The 23,317-nt window shown below is 41.5% G+C and carries 21 protein-coding genes; 16 read left to right on the forward strand and 5 right to left on the reverse strand.

All coding sequences use genetic code 11. The features are described from left to right. The first annotated feature begins 121 nt into the window (after window positions 1-121). Complete coding sequence (locus RMZ42_RS15355) at window positions 122-3,142, forward strand: hybrid sensor histidine kinase/response regulator (protein ID WP_322672206.1); 3,021 nt, start codon at window positions 122-124, stop codon at window positions 3,140-3,142. A 167-nt stretch (window positions 3,143-3,309) separates the two neighbouring features. Here the strand turns inward: RMZ42_RS15355 and RMZ42_RS15360 are convergent, their stop codons facing one another. Further along, window positions 3,310-4,281: an ADP-ribosylglycohydrolase family protein gene (locus tag RMZ42_RS15360; RefSeq protein WP_322672207.1), complete on the reverse strand. Its 972-nt coding sequence runs from the start codon at window positions 4,279-4,281 to the stop codon at window positions 3,310-3,312. A 238-nt stretch (window positions 4,282-4,519) separates the two neighbouring features. Here RMZ42_RS15360 and RMZ42_RS15365 point away from each other — a divergent pair, with 238 nt between their 5' ends. Both RMZ42_RS15365 and RMZ42_RS15370 read left to right on the forward strand, forming a co-directional pair. Further along, window positions 4,520-5,095 (forward strand): Uma2 family endonuclease, encoded by a 576-nt coding sequence (locus RMZ42_RS15365; protein ID WP_322672208.1) that lies wholly within the window; start codon window positions 4,520-4,522, stop codon window positions 5,093-5,095. An 83-nt stretch (window positions 5,096-5,178) separates the two neighbouring features. Further along, a complete protein-coding gene (locus RMZ42_RS15370) occupies window positions 5,179-6,108 on the forward strand; it encodes a hypothetical protein (protein WP_322672209.1) in 930 nt (309 codons plus the stop codon). Between the two features lie 141 nt (window positions 6,109-6,249). Here the strand turns inward: RMZ42_RS15370 and RMZ42_RS15375 are convergent, their stop codons facing one another. Further along, on the reverse strand, window positions 6,250-6,534 hold the full coding sequence (locus tag RMZ42_RS15375; RefSeq protein ID WP_322672210.1) for a DUF427 domain-containing protein: 285 nt from the start codon (window positions 6,532-6,534) through the stop codon (window positions 6,250-6,252). Window positions 6,535-7,113: 579 nt separating this feature from the next. Between RMZ42_RS15375 and RMZ42_RS15380 the strand changes: the two genes are divergently transcribed. The 9 genes from RMZ42_RS15380 (at window position 7,114) to RMZ42_RS15420 (ending at window position 14,224) form a co-directional block, all read left to right on the forward strand. Next, window positions 7,114-7,338 (forward strand): hypothetical protein, encoded by a 225-nt coding sequence (locus RMZ42_RS15380; RefSeq protein ID WP_322672211.1) that lies wholly within the window; start codon window positions 7,114-7,116, stop codon window positions 7,336-7,338. Window positions 7,339-7,592: 254 nt separating this feature from the next. Continuing rightward, window positions 7,593-7,994, forward strand: coding sequence for a hypothetical protein (locus RMZ42_RS15385; RefSeq protein ID WP_322672212.1), 402 nt, complete (start codon window positions 7,593-7,595; stop codon window positions 7,992-7,994). A gap of 203 nt (window positions 7,995-8,197) precedes the next feature. Further along, entirely contained in the window at window positions 8,198-9,412 is a 1,215-nt protein-coding gene (locus tag RMZ42_RS15390; protein WP_322672301.1) for a damage-control phosphatase ARMT1 family protein, read from the forward strand. A 127-nt stretch (window positions 9,413-9,539) separates the two neighbouring features. Continuing rightward, a complete protein-coding gene (locus RMZ42_RS15395; protein WP_322672213.1) occupies window positions 9,540-9,755 on the forward strand; it encodes a hypothetical protein in 216 nt (71 codons plus the stop codon). Window positions 9,756-9,762: 7 nt separating this feature from the next. Further along, window positions 9,763-10,188, forward strand: a complete 426-nt coding sequence (locus RMZ42_RS15400) for a type II toxin-antitoxin system VapC family toxin (protein ID WP_322672214.1) — start codon at window positions 9,763-9,765, stop codon at window positions 10,186-10,188. A gap of 238 nt (window positions 10,189-10,426) precedes the next feature. Next, a complete protein-coding gene (locus tag RMZ42_RS15405; RefSeq protein ID WP_322672215.1) occupies window positions 10,427-11,995 on the forward strand; it encodes a metallophosphoesterase in 1,569 nt (522 codons plus the stop codon). 385 nt (window positions 11,996-12,380) lie between these two features. Continuing rightward, window positions 12,381-13,139 carry a YebC/PmpR family DNA-binding transcriptional regulator gene (locus RMZ42_RS15410; RefSeq protein ID WP_322672216.1) on the forward strand — a complete coding sequence of 253 codons (759 nt, stop codon included), beginning with the start codon at window positions 12,381-12,383 and terminating at the stop codon, window positions 13,137-13,139. Window positions 13,140-13,453: 314 nt separating this feature from the next. Then, on the forward strand, window positions 13,454-13,630 hold the full coding sequence (locus tag RMZ42_RS15415; RefSeq protein WP_322672217.1) for a hypothetical protein: 177 nt from the start codon (window positions 13,454-13,456) through the stop codon (window positions 13,628-13,630). A 192-nt stretch (window positions 13,631-13,822) separates the two neighbouring features. Then, complete coding sequence (locus RMZ42_RS15420) at window positions 13,823-14,224, forward strand: DUF4440 domain-containing protein (RefSeq protein WP_322672218.1); 402 nt, start codon at window positions 13,823-13,825, stop codon at window positions 14,222-14,224. 94 nt (window positions 14,225-14,318) lie between these two features. Here the strand turns inward: RMZ42_RS15420 and RMZ42_RS15425 are convergent, their stop codons facing one another. Next, on the reverse strand, window positions 14,319-14,630 hold the full coding sequence (locus RMZ42_RS15425; RefSeq protein ID WP_322672219.1) for an RNA-binding protein: 312 nt from the start codon (window positions 14,628-14,630) through the stop codon (window positions 14,319-14,321). 626 nt (window positions 14,631-15,256) lie between these two features. Here RMZ42_RS15425 and RMZ42_RS15430 point away from each other — a divergent pair. The 3 genes from RMZ42_RS15430 (at window position 15,257) to RMZ42_RS15440 (ending at window position 21,032) form a co-directional block, all read left to right on the forward strand. Further along, window positions 15,257-16,705 carry an efflux RND transporter periplasmic adaptor subunit gene (locus RMZ42_RS15430; RefSeq protein ID WP_322672220.1) on the forward strand — a complete coding sequence of 483 codons (1,449 nt, stop codon included), beginning with the start codon at window positions 15,257-15,259 and terminating at the stop codon, window positions 16,703-16,705. A gap of 75 nt (window positions 16,706-16,780) precedes the next feature. Continuing rightward, the gene (locus tag RMZ42_RS15435) at window positions 16,781-20,092 is read left to right on the forward strand and encodes an efflux RND transporter permease subunit (RefSeq protein WP_322672221.1); all 3,312 of its coding nucleotides are present in this window, start codon (window positions 16,781-16,783) and stop codon (window positions 20,090-20,092) included. A 466-nt stretch (window positions 20,093-20,558) separates the two neighbouring features. Further along, entirely contained in the window at window positions 20,559-21,032 is a 474-nt protein-coding gene (locus tag RMZ42_RS15440; RefSeq protein WP_322672222.1) for a GNAT family N-acetyltransferase, read from the forward strand. Window positions 21,033-21,151: 119 nt separating this feature from the next. Here RMZ42_RS15440 and RMZ42_RS15445 read toward each other — a convergent pair whose 3' ends face one another. Then, window positions 21,152-21,628, reverse strand: a complete 477-nt coding sequence (locus RMZ42_RS15445) for an NAD(P)H-quinone oxidoreductase subunit N (protein WP_322672223.1) — start codon at window positions 21,626-21,628, stop codon at window positions 21,152-21,154. Between the two features lie 592 nt (window positions 21,629-22,220). Further along, a complete protein-coding gene (locus tag RMZ42_RS15450) occupies window positions 22,221-22,388 on the reverse strand; it encodes a hypothetical protein (protein WP_322672224.1) in 168 nt (55 codons plus the stop codon). 269 nt (window positions 22,389-22,657) lie between these two features. On the opposite strand from RMZ42_RS15450, the gene rplC reads away from it, so the two are divergent. Further along, window positions 22,658-23,290, forward strand: a complete 633-nt coding sequence (rplC, locus tag RMZ42_RS15455) for a 50S ribosomal protein L3 (RefSeq protein WP_289799260.1) — start codon at window positions 22,658-22,660, stop codon at window positions 23,288-23,290. Window positions 23,291-23,317: the final 27 nt, after the last annotated feature.

Consider the following 23,317-nt stretch of genomic DNA (forward strand, 5'->3'; position numbering starts at 1 on the left):
TCATTTGTCCTTTGTCATTTTACCAATGACTAATGACTAATGACTAATGACCAATGACCAATGACCAATGACTAATGACCAATGACTAATGACCAATGACCAATGACTAAGGACAAAAACCATGCTACAAGACAAAGAACTAGAAATCCAGATGCAGTTTCTAGAAGAAGCAACAGATTACTTAAATACCTTAGAAGGGGTATTGCTGGAAATCGATACTAGTAACCGCATCGATTTGGATAAAATCAATGCTGCACTCCGGGCCACTCATTCTATTAAAGGTGGTGCGGGAATGATGGGATTTAAATCGCTAAGTGATTTATCTCACCGTCTGGAAGATTCTTTTAAAGTTTTAAAAACTAAAAAAAATTCTTTAGAAATCGATACTCAGTTGCAAAGTTTATTGCTATCTGGAGTTGACTGGCTGCGTCAAATTGTAGAATTGCTTGCAGAAGGGAATGTTGTCGAAGATCAGTGGTTAGCAACTTTTTGTTATCCCATCTTCGATGAGTTGCACGATCGCTTGGGCGACCCCACCCCAGAAGATGCCTCAACTATGCTATCCCCAGAGGACGGGCAAGACGTTATTCCTTTGCTATTTGCCACAGAAGTAGAAGAGTGTTTGCAACGTCTAGAATCTATATTGGCAGATAGCGAACAAGCCGGATTGCATGAAAATATTGCGATCCTGGCAGCTGAATTAGGCGGTTTGGGAGAAATGCTTCAGTTGCAAGCTTTTAGCAAGCTTTGTGAGTCGGTAACGCAGCATTTGGAAACTGTTAATAGAGAACGCATTCCCGAAGTTGCCCAGTTAGCATTGCAAGCATGGCGGCGATCGCAAGCTTTGGTGCTGACAAATCAGCTAGATAACTTACCTACAGCTATTGACTTGAGTAGTTTGCAATCCCAGCCACTATTACCAGCAGAAGTGATACCACAGCTTCTCCCCACAGATGTCATCGACACAGAAGTAGCGTCAACAGCTGTTTGGCAAGCAGAGATAACTCCAGAAACTTGGGTGAAAGATGAAGCGATCGCAGCCAATTTTACATTTGTAGATGCAGAATTTGCTGATGATGTAAATGCTGTCAATGTACCTGAACACAATACAATATTTGCTAAAGAAGAGAATCCCCCAGATGGCAAATTTAGCGAAGGTAAAGGAGAGCCAGTTGCCGTTGCTAAAGAACGAGAAACTCATGAAAATAGCGTCCGAGTTCCTAGCAAACAGTTAGAGCAAATTAATGATTTATTTGGCGAACTGATTGTTCAACGAAATGGCTTAAACTCACAACTAGAAAGATTACGCAAACTCGTTCGGAACCTCAACCAGCGAGTTCAAATTCTCGACCGCGAAAACCAGGAATTACGCATAGTCTCCGATAAGATTTCCACTCAAGCTACCATGTTTAATGGGGCGCAGATACAAGCTGAAAATGGCCACCAATTAGAAGGTACAAACACAGAATTTGATGCTTTAGAAATGGATCGCTATAACGAATTAAACCTGCGATCGCAGGAAGTTATGGAAACCATTGTTCAGGTACAAGAAGTCACAACAGATGTGCAACTCAGTGTAGATGATACAGACCATATTGCTCGTAAACTAAACAAAACATCGAAACAGTTACAAACAAAGCTAAATCACATCCGAATGCGACCGCTGTCTGATTTAATCGAACGTTTTCCGAGAGCTTTACGCGATTTAAATGTCGAGTATGGCAAAAATGTTCAGTTAAAAATCGAAGGTGGCAACACTTTAATTGAACGCAGCATTTTAGAAGCTTTAAACGAACCTTTAATGCACCTATTAAGGAACGCTTTCGATCATGGTATTGAAGACTCTGCCACGCGTCGCCTTTTAGGAAAACCAGAACAAGGATTAATTGAAATTACAGCTACTCATCGCAGTAATCGCACCATCATCACCATCCGTGATGATGGTTGGGGCATTTCTCTAGAGAAAATTCGCACCCGCGCCCTAACTATGGGATTGGATGCTTCTTTACTCGCTAATGCTAGTGATGAAGAACTATTATCACTAATTTTTGAACCAGGTTTTACCACCTCCGAGCAAGTTACAGCATTATCTGGCCGCGGTGTCGGTATGGATGTGGTTCGCAACAACCTCAAACTAATTCGAGGAGATGTGAAAGTTGATACAGAACCAGGAGTTGGTACTACCTTCACTTTATCAGTACCGTTTACACTTTCCGTTGCGCGAGTTTTGCTGGTAGAAATCAACAAAATTCTATTAGCATTTCCCACAGATGTCATTTCAGAAATATCTTTACTCCAAGACGAGCGAGTTTTTGAAATGGCTGGTAGCGAAGTTTTAAATTGGCAAGGAACCATGCTGCCACTGATTCGCTTAACTCGTTATTTAGAGTTTAATTGCCTACGCTACGATAGCGCAGAGTTAGAAATTCCGGCAGCCATTAGTACTAACAGTGTGTTAGTAGTCAAAGGTAATAATCAGCCAGTCGCAATCCAAATAGATCGTTGCTGGGGCGAACAAGAAGTTGCAATTCGCCAAGTTGAAGGAAATATACCCTTACCTGAAGGCTTCAGCAATTGTACAATTCTCGGTGATGGTCGAGTAGTACCATTAGTTAATGTTAATGAGTTGCTGTATTGGATTGCTACAAATAAAAAGACACCGAGAGGAACTCAATTACCATCAGCAAGGTTAAAAACACCGTTCCTGATATTTGATGAAGAGAAAATATCAGCAGCATCTATTAAGCAGAAAGGCACAATTTTAATCGTAGATGATTCGATTAATGTCCGCCGCTTTTTAGCTCTGACTCTTGAAAAAGGAGGGTATCAAGTAGAACAAGCTAAAGATGGTCAAGATGCCTTAGAAAAACTCCATAGTGGATTAAAAGTGGAGGCAGTAATTTGCGATATTGAAATGCCTCGCCTTGATGGTTATGGCTTTTTAGGTAAGGTAAATTCAGACGTGGATACAAAAAATATTCCAGTGGCAATGCTGACTTCTCGTAGCAGCAATAAACATCGGCAACTAGCTATACAATTGGGGGCGCGGGCTTACTTTTCTAAACCTTATAACGAGCAAGAGTTATTGCAAACGCTGGAGGAAATAATTCATTCGGTTGCAGAACAGGCAGCTTCTAATTAAAAATTGTTAATTCATAATTAGGTTTTAGATATTTTCTTAGGTGCGTTATGCCAAAGGTTAACGCACCATTGATTTTAACTTCTACTGCCTTAGGGATCAATACGCTGATTTGTTGGGTTTGACTTCTTTAGGGGACGCTGTTCGCGTTCGTTCAACCCAAACTACAACTATCCTTTAACTAGATTTATCAGCCTCTCAACTCTGTTATCCAATTCTTGTTTGTACACCAATTCTTCTATCCACTGTTGGGGAATGTTTTGGTATCCAAAACGCGCTCCTAACAATGCTCCTGCTACGGCAGCATTCGTGTCAGCATCGCCTGCTTCATGAATAATTTGTAAAATTCCATCTTCATAAGATTGTGCGTGTTGAAGTGCCCAAAATCCAGCCCCCATTGTTTTAAGGGTGTACCCAGTTCCACCTTTTTCTCCTGGATTTAAACCTTCATCTAAATCTAGTGCTTCTAAGGATAAAGTTGCAGCTTTGTCAAAATACTCTTGAATAGAGGGATGGTAGTCTTGTACAGCGATCGCTATTGATTCTATTAAAGAATTAATATCACTCTCTTGGCGTAATAAAGCGCTGATTGCAAGACTTACCGCCACGCATGAACCAACACAACGCGAATCGTAGTGCGTAATTTTACAAACCTCCTCAGCGTTGCGTTTAACTTTTTCAGGAAAGGAATATTCCCAAATACCTAATACAGAAGTTCTCATCACACCACCGTTAGCAGCAGCCTTCTGTCCAGATGCTTCCCAAACCTGTTTAGCAGTAGCAAGCGGATTTTGCAAAAAATCAGGAGAATACACCACAGAATACACAGTTTGACCCATACCCATGCCATCTGTAACTGCCCAATGATGAAAGCGTGCAGCAATATCGAGTATGTCAACTCGCTGTTTTTCCAACAAACTATCGAGGATGCACAACATCTGATCAGTATCATCTGTCCAATCTCCAGGTGTCCAACCACTTACATTGCGATAGCGAACAATTTGACTATAGCTACTCAATCCATCTGGATACTCTTTGCGAACTTGAGACTTTGGTATCCATTCTGTTCCAAAACCCAGAGCATCTCCTATTGCTTGACCAAAAATTACACCATGAATTTTATCAAAAATGACTGAATCCATAAAATTATTCCTTCAATAAAGATTAATATAGTTTAGAAAGAACTAAATTCTGCGTACAATATTAAAGCTTGGCATCATCATAATTTTGCTATTCGTGCCATGCAAAGCTTAAAGAAAATCCTCTACACTATAATTTAAGCAATGTTGCAGCAGCAACATCAAGGAGAATAGACTCGCTCCCTAAAATACCAAGATAGAAAATGCTAAGATTCCAATAAAATATGGCATTTGCATAGCTATGACACCCACGCTGCACAAATCAATCTCCTTAGCAGAGTTCCTCAAACTGCCAGAAACCAAGCCTCCTAGTGAATTTATAGACAGTCATCGTATCTACCAGAAACCAATGCCACAAGGCAAACATTCCCGGCTACAACTAAAACTTTGTAATGCAATTAACCAAATTGCTGAAGAACAAGAAATTGCCTTGGCTTTTCTAGAATTACGCTGTACGTTTGGCGGACGTTCGATTGTCCCAGACGTGAGTGTATTTGCTTGGGAACGGATTCCCTTTGATGTTAATGGAGAAATTGAAAATACCTTTGGAATTTATCCTGATTGGACAATTGAAATTCTTTCACCAGAACAGAATACAACCAAGGTAATTATAAATATTCTTCACTGTCTAAAACATGGCACTCGATTAGGGTGGTTGATCGATCCAGATGAACGCTTAGTATTAGTATTTTTGCCAGGACAGCAACCTATAGAGATGACTGGAGACGAAGTATTGCCTGTACCTGAATTTTTACAACTTAATTTAACAGTTACGCAGGTTTTTGCATGGCTAAAACCAACAAAAATTAATTCATAAAGATGATTAGTATTCAATTATAAGATGTAAGACTAATATTTCAGAGTTTTTGAATTTTGAAAAATTAATCTAAGGGGTTTTCGGTGACAAAAAACAATAAAAAAAAGGCTATTGCTCAAGCTATTTCTACAGCCGTTGCTCTGAGTTTGGTGATAATGCAAGTGGAATCAGCACAAGCTGCTACCTTGGTGGTTAATAATCTCAATGATAGTGGCGTTGGCTCGTTGCGAGATACGATCGACATTGCAAGTAACAATGACGTGGTAGAGTTTTTATTAGGCAGTAATCCTAGTACAATTACCCTGACAAGTGGGGCACTTGCGATTGCCAAAAATCTCACTATTAATGGCCCAGGTGCTAACTTACTTACCATTAGTAGCAATAATCACTTACCCGTGTTTGACATTAACGCCGCGAATGTTACACTTTCTGGGCTTGCGATCGCTGGTAATATCAACGCTTATAATTCTAGTAATCTAACGTTTAGCAATAGCACCATTAGCAGCGACAATGTGAATATAGATAGTAACCTAACACTTATCAATAGCACTATCAACAGCGAGAATTTGGCGATCGATGGTGGACTAACGGGAATCGATGATAGTAATGTAACAGCTCTTGATAGCATCACCATCGGCGGCAATTTAACTAGTTCTAGCGGCACTTTTACTGTCTCTACTCGTAGCCTGCGAATTAAGGCTAGTAGCAATAATTCAGAAGCAGCAGGTAGTTTAACTGTTACAACCGATAACGTTGTCGTAATAAGTGGTAGTCAGGTAACGATTCCTATCAGCACAGTCAACGGCAATTCTGGGCAAATTAACAGTGGTAGCCATAATTCAGGAGCAGCAGGCAACATAACTATCAACTCTGATACTTTGATATTGAATCCTGGTGCTACTATATCGAAACCAGTATCCGAACCAAGTGCGATCGCTGGTACTATACTTGCTGGTAGTCTAGCTTGGCTGGCGAAGACAAAGCAAGCAGCATTTCGCAAGGCGAAGGTATAATTACGTATTAAAATAAATTTGCAAATAGTTTAAATACGAAGCCCGCTTAGACTTCTCTCTGCGCGGGCTAAGTATTTTATGGGCAATTAGCCAGACGTAATATTAATGTCCCTGAAACTAAAATACTTCCAGGAACCTTTATTAAGCCTCGACTTTTACACCCTTCCAGAAGGCGACATGACCTTCAATATTCTTAGCCTTCTCCTTAGCGCTGGGATAATACCAAGCAGCATCTTTGTTGACTTGCCCATCAACTTCGATACTGTAGTAACTGGCAACACCTTTCCAAGCACAAGTAGTGTGGGTGTTGCTTTCAGTAAAGTACTGCTTGTTAATGGCGTCAACAGGAAAATAATGGTTGCCTTCCACAACTACAGTATTATCACTCTCGGCTAAAGTAGCTCCATTCCAAATTGCTTTCGGCATAAATGACTTTGTAAATAAACGATACATATAACATTTTTACACTATCAGCTTATTTGTAGTGAATTTATGGAACCTGTGACGCTGACAAAATAGTTCAGAAGTCACGAATAGGCAATGAGTTACAGGATTTTCCTCTAGAAATTAATTGCAATCACTTTTATTTATCAAATTGAGAATTAAAAGCATTTGCTTCCATCATCAAGATTTTCTAGCATATTGGTATGGAAAGTTTATTAGCCAAAACAAAATTAGACTTCGGTTGATAGCATCAATTAAAAAATCTATAGATATGTGAGTAAGCGATTTGTCGAAGTGCAAACTACGCTAACGCATATTCTATAAATACTTGTCAGTTAAGGATTTTATTTAGCATATATTTGGTTCTTTTCAGTTCTCACTAAACTTTCTCGAATGTTAAATTTATCCAAGTTGGGTGAATTTGACTAATCCGTTTGGGTAATTAACAAATTAACCCATCAGATGAACTGAACCTAAAAGATTGAGATTAATAAAACAGTGGACTCTATTACTAGAAAATACTGATTGCAATTACACTTGGTTCTAATTGAGAATAACTCTATGAAATTCACAAAATTGCTAAAATCTGCACATATTATTGCTTGGATTAATTCTATGCCTAAAATTACTTGCTTTCATCGAGCCAAGAATCACAATAGCCCATCAATAAACACAGCCGCCAACTCTGAAATTTCTCTTAGCTATTCCACAAATGTCAATTATCTCAAACCTTTTGATACTGCTTCTATTGCCTATTACATGATGGGTTTTGGGAATTTTAAATGAGCTAAGTTACTTCTGTGCTTTTGAGATGTAGCTTCGATTGTTTGATTAATTACAGTTTTGTTCCCAAAATACTCCATTTTTAACTTGTAATACTTCTCTTAATGATTTTTTAAAATTCTTAGAAAATTATTTTACTTAAATATGTGAGTAATAAATCAACAAGTATGATGGGTTAATTATAAAAGCTTCAAAATCATAAGAAATAAGACTTTTTTCATTGAAAACACTAATTAATCTCTACTAAAAATAAAATCATGAAATTCACAACTTTGCTCAATTCTGCACTGATCATTACTTCTATCGCTTTTATACCTGGAATTGCTGGCGCTCAAACAGTTAATACTAACAATGGCGGTGAACAAATAAATACAGATGTCAACTCTAATACTTTACGTAAAAACCCTACAGATGCTAAATATCTGCAACCCTTCAATATTGCCTTTCTCGCTTATCAAGGTTATTTAAGAGAGCAGGGTATTCCCAGTGGGGGCACTTTGTTATTCAGATACCAAACCGGATACTTGACTGCAAAAGATGTGGTTCAAGCTGCTATCAGGGCTAATAAGTTACCAGCGGAAGTTTTGAACGATCGAGGTTACGTCAACGCAGTCGAGTTACAGATGAAATCATTTGGCGATACTAATGATTCACAATAGACAATTTAGGGGTGCTGGAATCAATCTTTGCATCTCACTATAATTTTAGACGCGATAAATCGCCGTCAAGACAATAATCAGTCTTTGTCTTGACGGCGATTTATGCCGCTTTTGAGTTGATTAGATTTGAAAGAAAGTCGCATCCGGAGTTAGAATAACTGAAAAGATTAGGAAAATCAAAGTTTGTGGCGAATATATTCCACATGCCCAAATTACCCATACCACCGTCTCTTTTGGGGTCAGAAGTTGGTTCTTTTACTGAGTTTACAGTTACTCAACGAATGCCTGCGATCGCTCGCAAAGTTATTGCTGAAAATAATTTCTCGTCTGCAACTAATACCAGCTTAGAAAATCTGGCAAAAGAATTGCCCGCAGGATATGTGCAACCTCTTTTTGATAAGACTGCTGTAGATTTTTCAGCCTGGAATACATATTTAGAATTATATAAAGGTCAGCGTTGGCTAGATGTTCCTTGGTTTTTTGCTGAAACTTATTTTTTTCGGTTGATTCTAGAAATTACTAATTATTTTCGCTCTGGTGTCTGGCAAGGTGTCGATCCATTTGAGTTACAAAAGTCTCAAAGTTTAGAAGCATCTTTGGATTCGATTATTCTATTGTGCGATCGGTCTAACAATTGGTTAAATAATTCTCAACTGAAGGGAGAATCCAATCAAACAGCTTTAATAGCGCTGTTATATTTTGCTTTGTGGGGAAATCGAGTTGACTTGAGTTTATGGTCAGCATTTGAGAGCGATCGCAGTCGTTTTGATATTCAAACCCAACTAGCTCACATTTTAGTAAATGATGCCTCCCAAGTCACGGAATTATTAATCAACTCTCAAGGGGGACGGATTGATTTTGTTGTAGATAATGCTGGCTTTGAACTCGTTTGTGATTTATGTTTAGTAGATTTTTTATTAAATAGCAGATTGGCTAATCGGATTTACCTACACTTAAAGCCACATCCGACTTTTGTATCTGATGCCATGATTAAGGATGTACATGACACAATAAGTTTTTTAGCCGCTACTGGAAATCAACAACTTATATTCTTTAGCCAAAGACTCCGAGACAATATTGCATCAGGGCGTTTAGTACTATCTGAAGATTACTTTTGGACATCGCCTTTAGCCTTTTGGGAAATACCCAACTCCCTCAAAAATGAGTTAGCCAATGCGAGTTTGGTTATAGTCAAAGGAGATGCCAATTATCGCCGATTATTAGGCGATCGCCATTGGGAATTTACCACTGATATTGCAGATATAGTCTGCTACCTACCCGTGCCAATGGTAGCTCTACGCACCCTAAAATCAGAAGTAGCAGTTGGTTTAAAGCCAGAAGTTATTGAGAAAGTAGCAAAATCTGACTCTTCTTGGTTGACAAATGGACAGTGGGGTGTAATTCAGTTGGTGGTTTAGGCAATTTTTGAAAAATCGAGATAATTTGTAAAACAAGTATACGTATCTTCACTACTTATAGGGTCGTTTACTCTACCAGTATTACCATAACCAGCTTAGGATAGACTAGAAGAACTTTCTAAGGAAAATGGTAGAAAAAATCACAGCTGTATTTAATGGCAAAGTGTTCTATCCAGCTGAACCGGTCGCACTGCCAATCAATACCCACGTGCGAATCAGTATTGAAATTTTACCGCCCAGCGAACAGGAAACGGTATCATTTTTGCAAACGGCGCGATCGCTCAACCTTGAAGGGCCGCCTGATTGGTCTGCCAATATAGATAAATATTTGTACAGTAAATAAACTTTTCATGCATTCTGAAGTCTTTCTTGATACATCATTTGCCATTGCCTTATCTGCACCGAGCGATCGCTTGCATGACCGAGCCTTACATCTGGCTAAAATGTTACAAGCAGCAGAAACTCGTTTGGTGACAACACAGGCGGTAATGTTAGAAATTGGCAATGCCTTATCCCAACAACCTTATCGTCAGGCGGCAATCATATTATTAAATTCTCTAGTAGCAGACTCCAAAGTAGAAATTGTCCCCCTTTCTCAAGAACTCTACGAACGCGCTTTCCAGCTATATCGCGAACAAACAGAGAAAGAATGGGGATTTGTCGATTGCGTATCTTTTATTGTTATGCAATATAGCGGCATCACTGAAGCACTAACTGCCGATGAGCATTTTCAACAAGCAGGCTTTCGAGCATTATTGCGAGAAAATTTACCTTAAAGATTGGGCATGGGGCATTGGGCATTGGCATTGGGCAAAACAGTTCCAAGTTGCGAGTAAAAAAAGTGAGATTCCCACTCAGCAAGCGCTAAACCATAGCTATCTGCTAACAGCACTCAAGACTCAGCACTCATTAAGGGCATTGGTTATTCACAAATGACAAATGACAAATGACTAATGACAATTAAATATTTCGTTACAATCGGCGTGTGCGTTAGGCATTCAAGAGTTATTAGCCATGAAATTGATTTCCGATCCACCCATTCCTGTAAAAATTCAAAAGATGAAGGAACGGGTGCGGTGGATGCATCCAAGTTTTGTGCAACGGGGAATTGACCAAACCAGTCTAGTTATTGACGATCGCAGGCAGGATAATCCAGAATTTTCCTTTATGGTTATCGGCGATTCTGGTACTAAATCTCATTCTCGACACCACCCCCAACGAAAAGTTGCCGAACTGATGCTAACTCACCGCGATGATTGCAGCTTTGTGTTGCATACTGGCGATGTCATCTATGTGGTGGGTTCCCAAGAATATTATTCAACAAACTTTATTGAGCCTTATCGGGAATTTCTTGTTGGTGGTGGCAACCCGAAAGGCGTTCCTTATGACCGTATGGTGTTTAACCTGCCGTTCTTGCCAGTACTTGGTAATCATGATTACTACGATGTGCCTTTGATGTACCGTTTATTTACTGGCACAACATCGTCACTGCGTCGTCTGTTCCGCTACAAAGATATCGAGATTGGCTGGCATGGATCGTATCAAGGTAATGCTTATGCACGAGCATTTATGGACTACACTCAGGCGATGTCTCCACCAGAGTTAGAACGTCATTTAGATCGGCACTACACCGCAAAGACCGACACAGGGCGCTGTTTGCGTTATGAACCTGGACAGTTTACCCGTTTACCCAATCGCTATTACACCTTTCGTTACGGCGGGATTGACTTTTTTGCACTGGATTCTAATACCTTTAATACACCATCACCATTACCTGCAACTCAAGAGGGAGAAATTTACCGTCGGGAATTACAAAAGCGTCGCCAGGAAATAGATCGAGAAGAATTGGAGATTTTGGGAATATATAATCGCCTCAACCCAGATAAACCCACCGAAGCGGAACAACTGGATGACCTCAGTGCCAAATTAGACCAAATAAACGAAATCAAAATCGACATTGAAAAACAACTAGCATCTCATCAAATGCCTGCGATCGATTTTGAACAACTTGAATGGTTGCGAAGCAGACTAATCGAATCTTGGAACACCTCCGAAGTGCGCGGACGTGTAATCTTTTTCCACCATCCTCCCTACGTCACAGAAGCTACCAAGTGGAATCAGGCACAAACCTTGGCGGTTCGTCATCGTTTGCGCTGGGTGTTTGAACAAGTAGCAGAAACTCTTGGTACTCTAATTAAAGAACGTCCCATAGTCGATTTGATTTTAAACGGTCACGCTCACTGTTTGGAGCATCTTTGCACAACTGATACCGGATTTGCAGACTCGCATATTAACTGTATTATCTCTGGTGGGAGCGGTCATCGTCCCCGCTATCAACGGCGAGAAGGGACTGAATTAATGGAAACTTTTGCTGAGATTTCAGGTAAACCCACTCGGAAAGTTGCTGATTCAACGTTATTTGTGGGCCGTCATAATTACAATTTCCAGAACCGACTGCCTTATTCATGTGTGCGGATTGATGTTCAAGATGGTAGCCCGCCCAAGTTTATCATTAGACCGTTGATTACTGAACGGTTTGAACAAGAGTGGCATGACACGGAACTGGAACCTTTTGCGATCTAAACGAGATGCGAAGTAATTAGACTTCTTGGCATTTGTCGGGAAAAGGAGAAGGGGGAAAGGGTAAAGGTTTTGTGCTGTCCTCTTCCCCTTTAACCTTTTTCCTTTTCCCAACTCTTGCAACAGTCTTTTTTGCAAGAGACTCCATGAGTGGAACTCACAAGGAACAATAAAAATATCTCTTCCCCAATTCCCAGTTCCCAGTCCCCAGTCCCCAGTCCCCAGTCCCTATTTTTAAGGCAGGTCTATTGAACTACACATTTTTCATCTCACTTGAAAATCAAATCTTAGTGCTGCATCTTAGCGAACTTTTACCAAATGCACCTTTGCATTCAGATAAAAGCTAGGTATATCCTAATCTTGAATAGAGTTACGATCGTCTCAAATTATGGCAGGACATAGTAAATGGGCAAATATTAAGCGCCAGAAAGCGTTAGTAGATGCAAAAAAGGGAAAAACCTTCACTCAGTTATCCAGGGCGATTATCGTTGCGGCTAGAAGCGGCGTCCCAGATCCGGCGCTGAATTTTCAACTGCGAACAGCAGTTGACAAGGCTAAGGCTGCGAGTATTCCCAATGATAATATTGAACGAGCGATCGCTAAAGGTGCAGGCACTTTTGGCGGCGATAGTGCTACTTTTGAAGCGATTCGCTACGAAGGTTATGGCCCTTGTGGTGTAGCGATTTTAATCGAAGCCCTCACAGATAATCGCAATCGCACTGCTGCTGACTTGCGTGTAGCTTTTAGTAAAAATGGTGGCAATCTTGGTGAAACAGGTTGCGTTAGCTGGATGTTTGAACAAAAAGGCGTTTGTGTTGTGCAGGGTGTAGTTGACGAAGAACAGCTTTTAGAAGCATCACTCGAAGGCGGTGCCCAGTCTTATGAGATGACTGAAGATGAGATGGCTGAGATTTTTACTGATATTGGAAATTTAGAAACTCTTAGTCAGACACTCAAAAATCAAGGCTTTAAGGTAACTGATGCCGAATTGCGCTGGATTCCTAGTAATAGTGTAGAAGTTACCGATCCCGATCGGGCGCGATCGCTTTTCAAGTTAATTGATACTCTAGAAGGCTTGGATGACGTGCAAAATGTCACAGCTAACTTTGAAATATCAGAAGAATTGATGTCTATTACCATTTCTTAATCAAAATTAATCCAAGTATCATAGCTAAATTACAGCTATTTGGATGATGTCCAGATTGTTACATTTAAGATTGAAATACCAGCAAGTATTTTTTAGCTAAGTATTCCATGTCAGCCCATAGGATTCAATTAAGCTTTTTTGATGAAAATTCTAGCTTGTAGAGACGGCGATTCATCGCGTCTCTTGCTTTAACCGAGTAAATCCTACATTTGACGAATGTAAAAATAGACATGAAAGGTTCATCTCAATTACAAACTTATGACATACCTCTATTGGATAGTTAAATTGTTGATTACCTAATGAGGATTTTTCAAGTGAATAAGTTCGCTAAAGCTTTACTTTTGGCTCTAATTTTTGCTGCACCTGTAACCGCTTTTGCATCTCAAGCTCAAGCTAAAACTATCCATCATACTAGCGTAAAATCTGCTAAAGTTCATCATACTAAACATCACAAGCATCATGCTAAAAAACTAGTTCATAAACACTTATAAATAGTTACTATTAGTCGTAAAAGTTTCTAGTAGTTCTGTAATCAAGTTTAGTGTTGATTTCTCTGAAAAGATAACTGTATTATTTAACCCCGCTGGAATCCCTACCAATCAGCGGTTTTTTTTATTAACTTGCTCAAGGGTGCGATCGCCTAATCCTATCTGCTACCATTCAATTTAGTCTTCAAAACATATATGAAAGCAGATTATTTAGAAGAATCACTTTTTCGTGAGTTGGAGGAGCGTTTGCTTCAACCCGATGTCCGAAAATCAGCGACAGATATCATGGATTTACTTGCTGACGAGTTCATTGAATTCGGAAGTTCAGGGCGTGTTTTTAATAAACAGCAAATTATCGAGAGCTTGCAGAATGAATCCATCCAACCTCTGACTCAAAGATTGATAACAGAATTCAAAACATTAGTTTTAGTAACAGGGGTTGTTTTAGTAACTTATCGTATAGTCAGACATATATCTGGGAAACAACCTGTTCATTCGTTGCGAAGTTCCATCTGGAAATTAAACAACGCTCGATGGAAAATGATCTTTCATCAGGGCACTTTAGTTAGAGAATCATCAGTGCAGTATAATGAGTGATTGGCCAAAATTATTTAAAATCAAAGAGAATCAAAGTTTTGCATAAAAAAAGCTCAAGCATTCCTGCCTGAGCCTTTTCTAAATTCAATTAACCTTAGTAGCGGTTGTTGCTACGGTTGTAGCCGCCGCCACCACGATTCCCAAAGGAACCACCACTTCTGTCTTCTTTGGGCTTGGCTTTGTTTACTTTGAGGTCGCGACCAAGCCATTCAGCACCATCAAGAGCTTCAATAGCTTTCGCTTCTTCATCTTCTGAACTCATTTCCACAAAAGCAAAGCCGCGTAAACGACCTGTTTCACGGTCAGTGGGTAGTTGAACACGCTTTACAGCACCATATTCTGCAAATACAGCACTCAGCGCATCTTGTGTAACATCATAGGAGAGGTTACCAACGTAAATTGACATCAAATGTCTCCAAAATCATAAGTTTGTAGAGATTTAGATTTCGGAGAGAAGTCTGTAATACCAAAAGGAAAAAGCCTGTCAATACTAAAATCAAACACTGTCGCCGAATTAATTCTCATTTCACTTGCCATGATGACATAGCAACCAACTTTCTGGGTAAAAGTTTGAAAAACTGTTATAAAAAGTTATATAAGCGGTTAATAGCTAGATGCTGGCTAGTCTAAAAACGGGTGAGGCTAAGTGAACCGCACCCACGAAATTGCTACATTAGATCTAGTTATGTCAGCCTAAGTCTAGTTACTTAATACTGCCAAGATTAGAAGTAGGGGTGTGAAAGTTCCGTATCTTCAGTAAATACAAGTCTTCTACTAAGGGCAGATTGCAAGAAATTTAAAAATATTTATACTGAGTTAAGAATTGCATCGTCAGCTAAAAAGCGGGCGACTCAATTTAATGAGTTAAAGTGGTGAGAAATTTTTTCAAATAAAAAGTAATTTTTGATACAAAATTCTGCAAGAACATAGCCAATTGACTCTCGCCGCTTTTCACTATTCATAATGTCTCAAAATTACTTGGTAATGCATGGCTGTTTAACCCAAAAAGCTCACCAAATACGAGAAAAATAAATGATTTTGGACAGAAATAAGCCGCACAAGCAGGCGAAAATCTCATCTTTGGCAGCCGCTAACCAGGTAATTAATACCAAGTTAAATTCAGTTATGAAGACTGATATGGCTGTTGCAGATGTAAAAAATAGTTTTGACACAAAGGTGTCTTCCCCTTTAGCATCCAAATTATTGATTCCCTGTCTGTTAGGCATAGGACTGCTGACAGCGAATTGTGGAGCGCTACCCAAGGAAGAAGCGGCTGACGCACAATCTCAGAGTCCTGGTAGCGGACAACGTAGTGGTGCAACGGCTGTAGATGCGGCGATCGCTCGAACTGATACGTTGCAAACACAGCCAGAATACACAGGTAATACAACACCCTTCCGAATTGTGTCACTGCGATCGCAAGTAGAAGCTCGGTTGTTGGCTTTGAACCTTGATGTCGGCGATGCAGTAAAGCTTGGGCAAAACGTCGGGCGGTTAGATGATGCCATACTTTCGACCGAATTAAAGCAAGCAGAAGCAGAACTAGCAGCCCTCAAATCAGAAGTAGCTAGGGCAACCAATCAGGTAAGCAATGCTCGTGCAGACGTTGAACGGGCGCGCCTAGAAGTAGTACAAGCTCAAGCAGACTCAGAGCGGCAGCAGAGGTTGTTTAAGGCTGGAGCGATCGCGGAACAAACTGCCCAGCAAGCGCGTACCCAGGCAAAAACAGCCGCCCAAGCACTCCGGGCAGCCCAAGAACAAGTACGGACAGAACAGCAAGCCGTTGCAGCTGCCCAAGGTAGAGTACTTGCTCAACAAGCATTGGTTGCTCAAACCAAAGAACGCAGGTCTTATACTCGGCTGGTATCTCCGATCGCTGGCGTAGTCACAGAAAAGGTGACAGAACCAGGCAACCTGCTGCAAGCAGGCAACGAAGTCTTGAAAATTGGAGACTTTAGCCGTGTCAAAGTCGTCGTCCAAGTTTCGGAATTAGAACTAGCACAAATTCAGGTTGGACAGTCTGTACAAGTGCGCTTAGATGCCTTCCCCAAAGAAGTATTAATTGGCAGAGTTACGCGCATTTCCCCTGCTGCCGATGCCACAGCTCGCTTGATACCTATAGAAGTAGTGATTCCCAACACTCAAGGTAAGATTGGCAGCGGACTACTGGCGCGAGTCAACTTTCAAAACCAGACTCAACAACGGGTAGTAGTGCCGCAAACAGCTATTCAAAAACAAGCAGGGGCAGCAAAGGCAGCACAGAAAGAGCAAGAAAACTCATCGGCAACACTATTTGTAGTGAAAGACACAGATGGTAAGACGAAAGTAGCGACGCGTGCTGTCACCTTAGGACAAAAAGCTGATGGCAAAGTGGAAATTTTATCCGGCTTACAAGCAGGAGAGCGCTATGTTGTTCGTAGTGGTAAGCCGTTAAAAGAAGGTGACACTGTGAGTCTTTCAATTCTTTCAGAAAAGCAATAGTAGGGTGAGCAATAACCACCATCCCAAAGAAAAAAGTACTCAGTAGTCAGCACTTATCACTTATCACTTAGGATCATGCAGCAGGCAAATAATAATAATGGCAATGGCGGATTTAGCCTTAGTGCGATCGCTATCCGCCAACACATTGGCACACTCATGCTCACCGTGGCAGTAATTGTCATTGGGGTATTTTTTCTCACAACGATCCAAGTCGATCTCCTACCGTCAATTACCTATCCACGAATTGGTGTGCGGCTAGAAGCCCCCGGTATTTCACCAGAAGTAGCAGTAGATGAAATCACCAGACCCTTAGAAGAAGCTTTACGGGCAACTGAGAATGTAGTGCAAGTTTTTTCCCGCACCCGTGAAGGACAAGTCAGCCTCGATTTATACTTCCAACCAGGGGGCGATATTGACCAAGCCCTAAACGATGCTACTGCTGCTTTTAACCGAAATCGAGGACAACTACCAGATACGATAGAGGAGCCGCGCTTATTCAAAGTCGATCCTTCTCAATTGCCGGTTTATGAATTGGCGCTGACATCTGCCTCATTACCAGGGAAAGATTTACGCGTATTTGCTGATGAAGAGTTAACGCGTGAACTCAGTGTAGTACCAGGAGTCGCTTCTGTTGACGTATCCGGCGGTGCAGAAGAAGAAGTACGAGTGCTGGTTGACTTAAAGCGATTGCAAGCTTTGGGTGTCGGGTTAAATGATGTCTTAAACGAATTAACAGCCCGTAACCAAGACACTTCTGGAGGCCGGATTCTGGGGCAAAATTCCGAGCCATTGACTCGGACTGTCGGACGCTTTCAAAATGCTAAGGAAATTGAAAACCTTTCCTTGGAAGTTTCCTCCCCTGCTTCCCCTGCTTCCCCTGCCTCCCCTACCTCCCCTGCTTCCACTACTTCCCCTGCACCTTCCCGCCGCGTCTACTTGCGAGACTTTGCAGAGGTAATTGATGATACAGAAGAACAGCGAGTATTTGTTTATCTGAATCGTCAGCCTGCGGTGAAATTTTCAGTCCAAAAGCAGCCAGAGGCCAACACGATCGCAGTTGTAGATGCTGTTAAGCGGCGAATCGAACAATTACGGCAATCAGGTTTAATTCCAGCAGACATGACTTTGAGTCCCACCACAGATGAATCTGTCTTCATCCGCAATTCTTTAAATGATGTGATCTTTTCGGGGATTTCGGGGGCATTGCTAGCAGCAGCAGCAGTATTGTTATTTTTGGGATCGTTCAGGCAAACATTTATTATCAGTTTGACGATTCCGCTGTGTACTCTAGCAGCGATCGCTTTAATGAAAATCTTTGGCCTGACTTTGAATGTTTTTAGTTTGGCAGGTCTAACACTAGGAGTCGGTCAAGCAATTGATACATCGGTTGTGATTTTGGAGAACATCTCCGAAAAAACAGGGATGACTCCCAATCAAAGAGAGATGGAGGCAGGGGAGCAGAGGAGCAGAGGAGCAGAGGAGAACGGGAGAAATTCCAAATTCTTTATAGACAGTGCGACTACTGCTTCCCAAGAAGTAGAATCTGCTTTAGTTGCTGCTACGGGTGCCAACTTAGTTTCTGTAGTGCCATTCCTCTTAATTGGCGGCTTTATTGCACTGCTATTTAATGAACTGATTCTGACAATTAGCTTCGCAGTCGCAGCATCTCTTGTGGTTGCGATTACAGTAGTGCCGATGCTGTCTTCTCGACTTTTGGGAATCCGCTGGTCTAGTCGGATTAGTGAATTTTGGCTGCTTAGACAGTTTAATCACCGATTTGAAGATGCGACGCGGGGATACAGTAACTTCTTAACCAAGGTTTTACGCTATCGGCTCCTCGTAGTAACTGCTGCTTTGGTAATTTTAGGCGGCAGTAGCTTCTTCATGTTTGGTCAAATTCCCCAAGAAATTTTACCCCGCATCAGTACCGGACAAGCTACCTTGAGAGCGCAGTTTCCTCCCGGTACACCTTTAGCAACTTCTGAAAAAGTTATGCAAATTGTCGATGACATTTTGCTCAAACAACCAGAAACAGAGTCTGCTTTCACAACTGTGGGTGGTAATTTATTTGGCAGCAGTACTACAGAAAATCCCTTACGTGCCAGCAGTACGATCAATCTAAAACCAGGCACAGATGTAGAAGCTTTCGTCAAAAAAGTAACTCAGGAATTTAACAAACTCAACTTAGCAGGAATTTTGCTGCGCCTCAATCCTGGTCAGGTGCGGGGTTTAATTTTGAGTAATTCTCCAGTGCAAGGGTCAGAGGTTGACGTGATTCTGCAAGGTGAGAATGAAGAAAACTTAACGCAAGCAGGCGCACAAGTGCTGCAAGCATTGCAGGAAAGGGCAAAATTAGCGACATTCCGCCCAGATGCCGACCCCCGACAACCGGAAATCCAAATTCGCCCCGACTGGGAAAGGGTTTCAGCTTTAGGGTTGAGCGCCGAGCAAATTGGTGCAACAGTTCAAACAGCAATTGAAGGTTCAGTTCCTACGCAAATTCAACGCGGTAATCGTTTAGTTGATGTGCGGGTGCAGCTAAATAAGGAAGCAATTGGGCGTCCTTCCCAGCTAGAGCAATTACCGCTATTTACAGAAAACAATCAACTAATCCGCCTTTTTGATGTTGCGAACATTCAAGAAGGTCAAGCGCCTGGTGAAGTGCAACGGATTAATCAGCGCCAAGCTTTTATTGTCGCCGGAAATCTCAGCGAGGGAGCAAGTCTTGGTGAAGCGATCGCAGAAGTCAATCAGGTACTCAAGGATGTAGACTTACCTGATGGTGTTTCAATTGTGCCTAGTTCTGCCCAAGAAACTAATCAGCAACTTCAGAATGCTTTAAAAACTTTGGGGGCGTTGGCAACGTTCTTAATCTTTGTAGTCATGGCGGTACAATACAATTCGCTAATTGACCCATTGGTAATTATGTTCACCGTACCACTAGCGTTAGCTGGGGGAATTTTTGGACTTTACATTACCCAAACTGCAATTGGCGCAACTGTAATTGTTGGTGTCGTCCTGCTGGTGGGAATTGTGGTGAATGCAGGGATTCTGATGGTGGAACTGGCGAATCAAATTCGAGAAGAAGTTGGTTGTACTCGCCAAATTGCGATCGTGAAAGCTGCTCCTCAACGTTTGCGCCCAATTATCATGACTACAGTCACTACTATCTTGGGACTCTTTCCTTTGGCATTGGGCATTGGTGAAGGTTCTGAATTTTTGCAGCCTTTAGGAATTGTAGTTTTCTTTGGGATGGCGATCGCAACGATGCTGACACTATTTATCATCCCTTGTTTTTATATTCTGCTGCACGATTTGCTTGGTGGAAATTGGGCAAAGCCAGTGTTAATCCGATTGCGTGGAGTTACGAAAAAACTTATCAGCTAATGAGCATTTAAGTTGCACATAGCGCAATACCGATTTTACTGGCGATCGCGCGTTTACTGTTTGTTTCTGGGTGGTTATAAATAGACAACTGTTTGCCATAGTCTCTCAACCTTATAACCATTTCAGACATCCACTTAGACATCAGCCCTGTTCTAACCAAGCCAGCCCTTCTCCAATGCTAAAAACAACGTGAGTTCGACAAGCCCTTTTTTGACCTCTCCCCCAACCCCTCTTGGACACCCAGAGGGGAGCCAAAACCCTAATTTCTCGTTACTCCTCCCTTTCACCGTGGAAGAGGGAGGTTGTCCGGGAGAGGTTCATCGAACTCACGTTAAAAACAAAGTTTTCCAAAGTTTATGATGCTCAGGTTCAACAAAACGATAATCTTGGCTGAGTAAGTGGACAAAAACTAATATCTCACTCCAAAGCATTCTTTCTTGTTTGTGCTTTTTGTGCTTGAAAGCTTATGCTGATCCGCCCCGCCACAATAACTGACGTACCCACAGTTTTACCAATGGTTGCCAAAATTTGTGCTTTGCATGAGTCTTGGGATTCCGCCAAATATGGTTTTCTACCGCATCCAGAACAGCGTTATGAGCAATGGTTGATGCGTTTGGCAAATAGCGGCGATGGACGCAGTATATTTCTAGTATCCGAAAATGAAGGGCAAATTGTAGGGTTTCTGGTAGCAACAGTTGAGCGAGAAATACCAATTTATCGGTTACAGGAATTTGCTTTTATTCATGATATCTGGGTCGAGCCGGAATATCGCCAAAACGGAATTGCGCGGCAGATGGTGATGCTAAGTATTGAACGCTTTCATCAGATGGGCGTCAAGCAAATTCGGCTAGATACAGCAATTGCTAACGAGGCTTCACGGCGGTTATTTGCATCTTGCGGTTTTCGATTCAGCATTATTGAAATGCTAAAAGAGTTATGAGTTATGAGTTAGGAGTTAGGAGTTAGGAGTTAGGAGTTAGGAGTTAGAAGTTTTAAATTTTTAACTCCTCACTTTTCACTCCTCACTTTTGCAGTTTTCACTCCTCACTTTTGTAAGTGTTAGCTAGCTAACAGAGTTTTTTCTAGAGAAGTCCAACGGAAAGCGCGATCGCCACCCCTCTCAATGATTACTCTCACTCGTGGTTCTAGTTGAGGCAAATTCGTCAAATACTCAAGTTCCTCATTAGAAAGAATATGCCCTTCAATAATCCACAAGACCAGCCCCTTAGACTTTGGTGGTAGCTGTTCTAGATGAGAATTGAGAATTGGGGGTAAATAGTACACATGACCTACTGCGGCACCGCTACCAGTGCTTTTTTTTCCAAGATGAGGAGGTCTGACTCCATGAATTCTTGTGAGATACGCAGCTAAATCACCCAGTCCTTTAGCAGTAATGTGGAGGGTAGTATAGCCAGCTGCCCGTAGTCGGCGCTGATATCGACCTTCATAACCTCCTTCCAGAGGTACATACACTCCCAGAGCGCCAAACTTTTCCAGATCGCGGATTAAACCGTTGCCAGTGGTAATTAGTGCCATAGATTTTCGTCTTATCCCACTTAGATATTTCTATTATTTACCCTGAACCGATAGATTAAAAGCATTTTTTTTCGGTATTGAGAAGAGGCAGAGGGGCTCTTAGCTGGGAGCAGAGGGGAAAGAGGATGCAGAAGGCAGGAGGCAGAGTTCTAAAATGTTTGAATTTTGAATTGATTTCTCCCCCTTGCCCCCTGCGCCCTGCTCCCTTGCTTCTTTCCTACTCCCTAAAAATAGCTCTATAAATTACTGGACAAACATAAATAAATAATTTATATTATTAGATTGTGACCAAAAACGCAAATCAGGTTAACTTTTTACTGTCATTCTGAGGTAGTGTTAGCATCAAAAGCTGATGACTTAAATCCAAATTGGATAATCTAGCTCAGAGCGATCGTAGACTGGTAAACTAAGAAAGCTTTCAGGTCAATATTAGAGCTTATGGAAAAATAACTAAAGTTAATCCTAAGCTCCAAGGTACGTTTACTCCTGTGCCTCTAAAAAAGCAGGCAAAAGCTTAAACAATAGTTTAAAGTGTTTAAGGAAGTAAAGACTGAGCAGCAATGTTGGTTTCATGGCATTACGTCAGTCTCAGTTAACGGATACTGGGCGGTAGTAACCGCTTAAGTCCAACTGCAACACGGCAAGTAGCCAATCTCCAAGAAGCCGCTATATCAGGCGTGTACAAATCGGAAAACCTGCCGACAGCGCTGTCTCCAGAAAGTGCCAGAGCAATTGCTTGGACAAAAGCATTGCTGCACACAGCTTAAAGCTGTAGCGCCTTGCATTGATTCCAGAAGTTACTCCTTCCCAACGAGAAGAGACTTGTGGCTGTTCTAGCGATCTAATGAGTGAAGCTAAACAGATTTACCAAGCAGTAAGGACACGGTTTGTTGTGTCCAAAAGCATTTGGAGCGGTTTACTAAAGCCATTCCAAATTTCGCAGGCTAACCCAGCCTAAACTGATGCGTACAAAGCGTGTCCTCTAGAGTCCAATTCCAAGGTCAGCAAGTAGAAGGAGAACCAGTTACTGTGTCTGTAGGTATTCTCGGCACCAAGCTGGGCATGACCCAAATATTTGACGAAGCAGGAGTGTCTATTCCTGTAACTGTCATTCAAGCAGGGCCATGCACCGTTACACAAGTTAAAACGAAAGAAACCGATGGTTACTTTGCCATTCAAGTTGGTTATGGCGAAGTCAAACCCAAGGCACTAAATAGACCATTATTGGGACATTTGGCTAAATCATCTGCCCCAGCATTGCGTCACTTAAATGAATATCACACCGATAGCTCTAGTGATTATGCTTTAGGTCAAGAGATTAAAGCAGATATTTTTAGCGCTGGTCAAATTGTCGATGTCGTCGGTACAAGCATCGGTCGCGGTTTTGCGGGAAACCAGAAGCGCAACAACTTTGGTCGCGGGCCAATGTCACACGGTTCCAAAAACCACAGAGCACCCGGTTCTATTGGTGCTGGTACAACACCCGGTCGTGTCTATCCAGGTAAGCGGATGGCAGGTCGTTTAGGTGGAAAACGTATTACAATCCGCAAACTGACCATAGTGCGAGTTGACCCAGAACGCAACTTATTGCTAATTAAAGGAGCCATTCCTGGTAAACCAGGCGCTCTAGTAAGTGTTGTGCCTGCAAAAATAGTGGGATAGTCAAAAGTCAGTAGTCATTAGTCAGTA

The sequence above is a fragment of the Nostoc sp. DedQUE05 genome (assembly GCF_034530955.1).
Lineage (GTDB): Bacteria > Cyanobacteriota > Cyanobacteriia > Cyanobacteriales > Nostocaceae > Nostoc.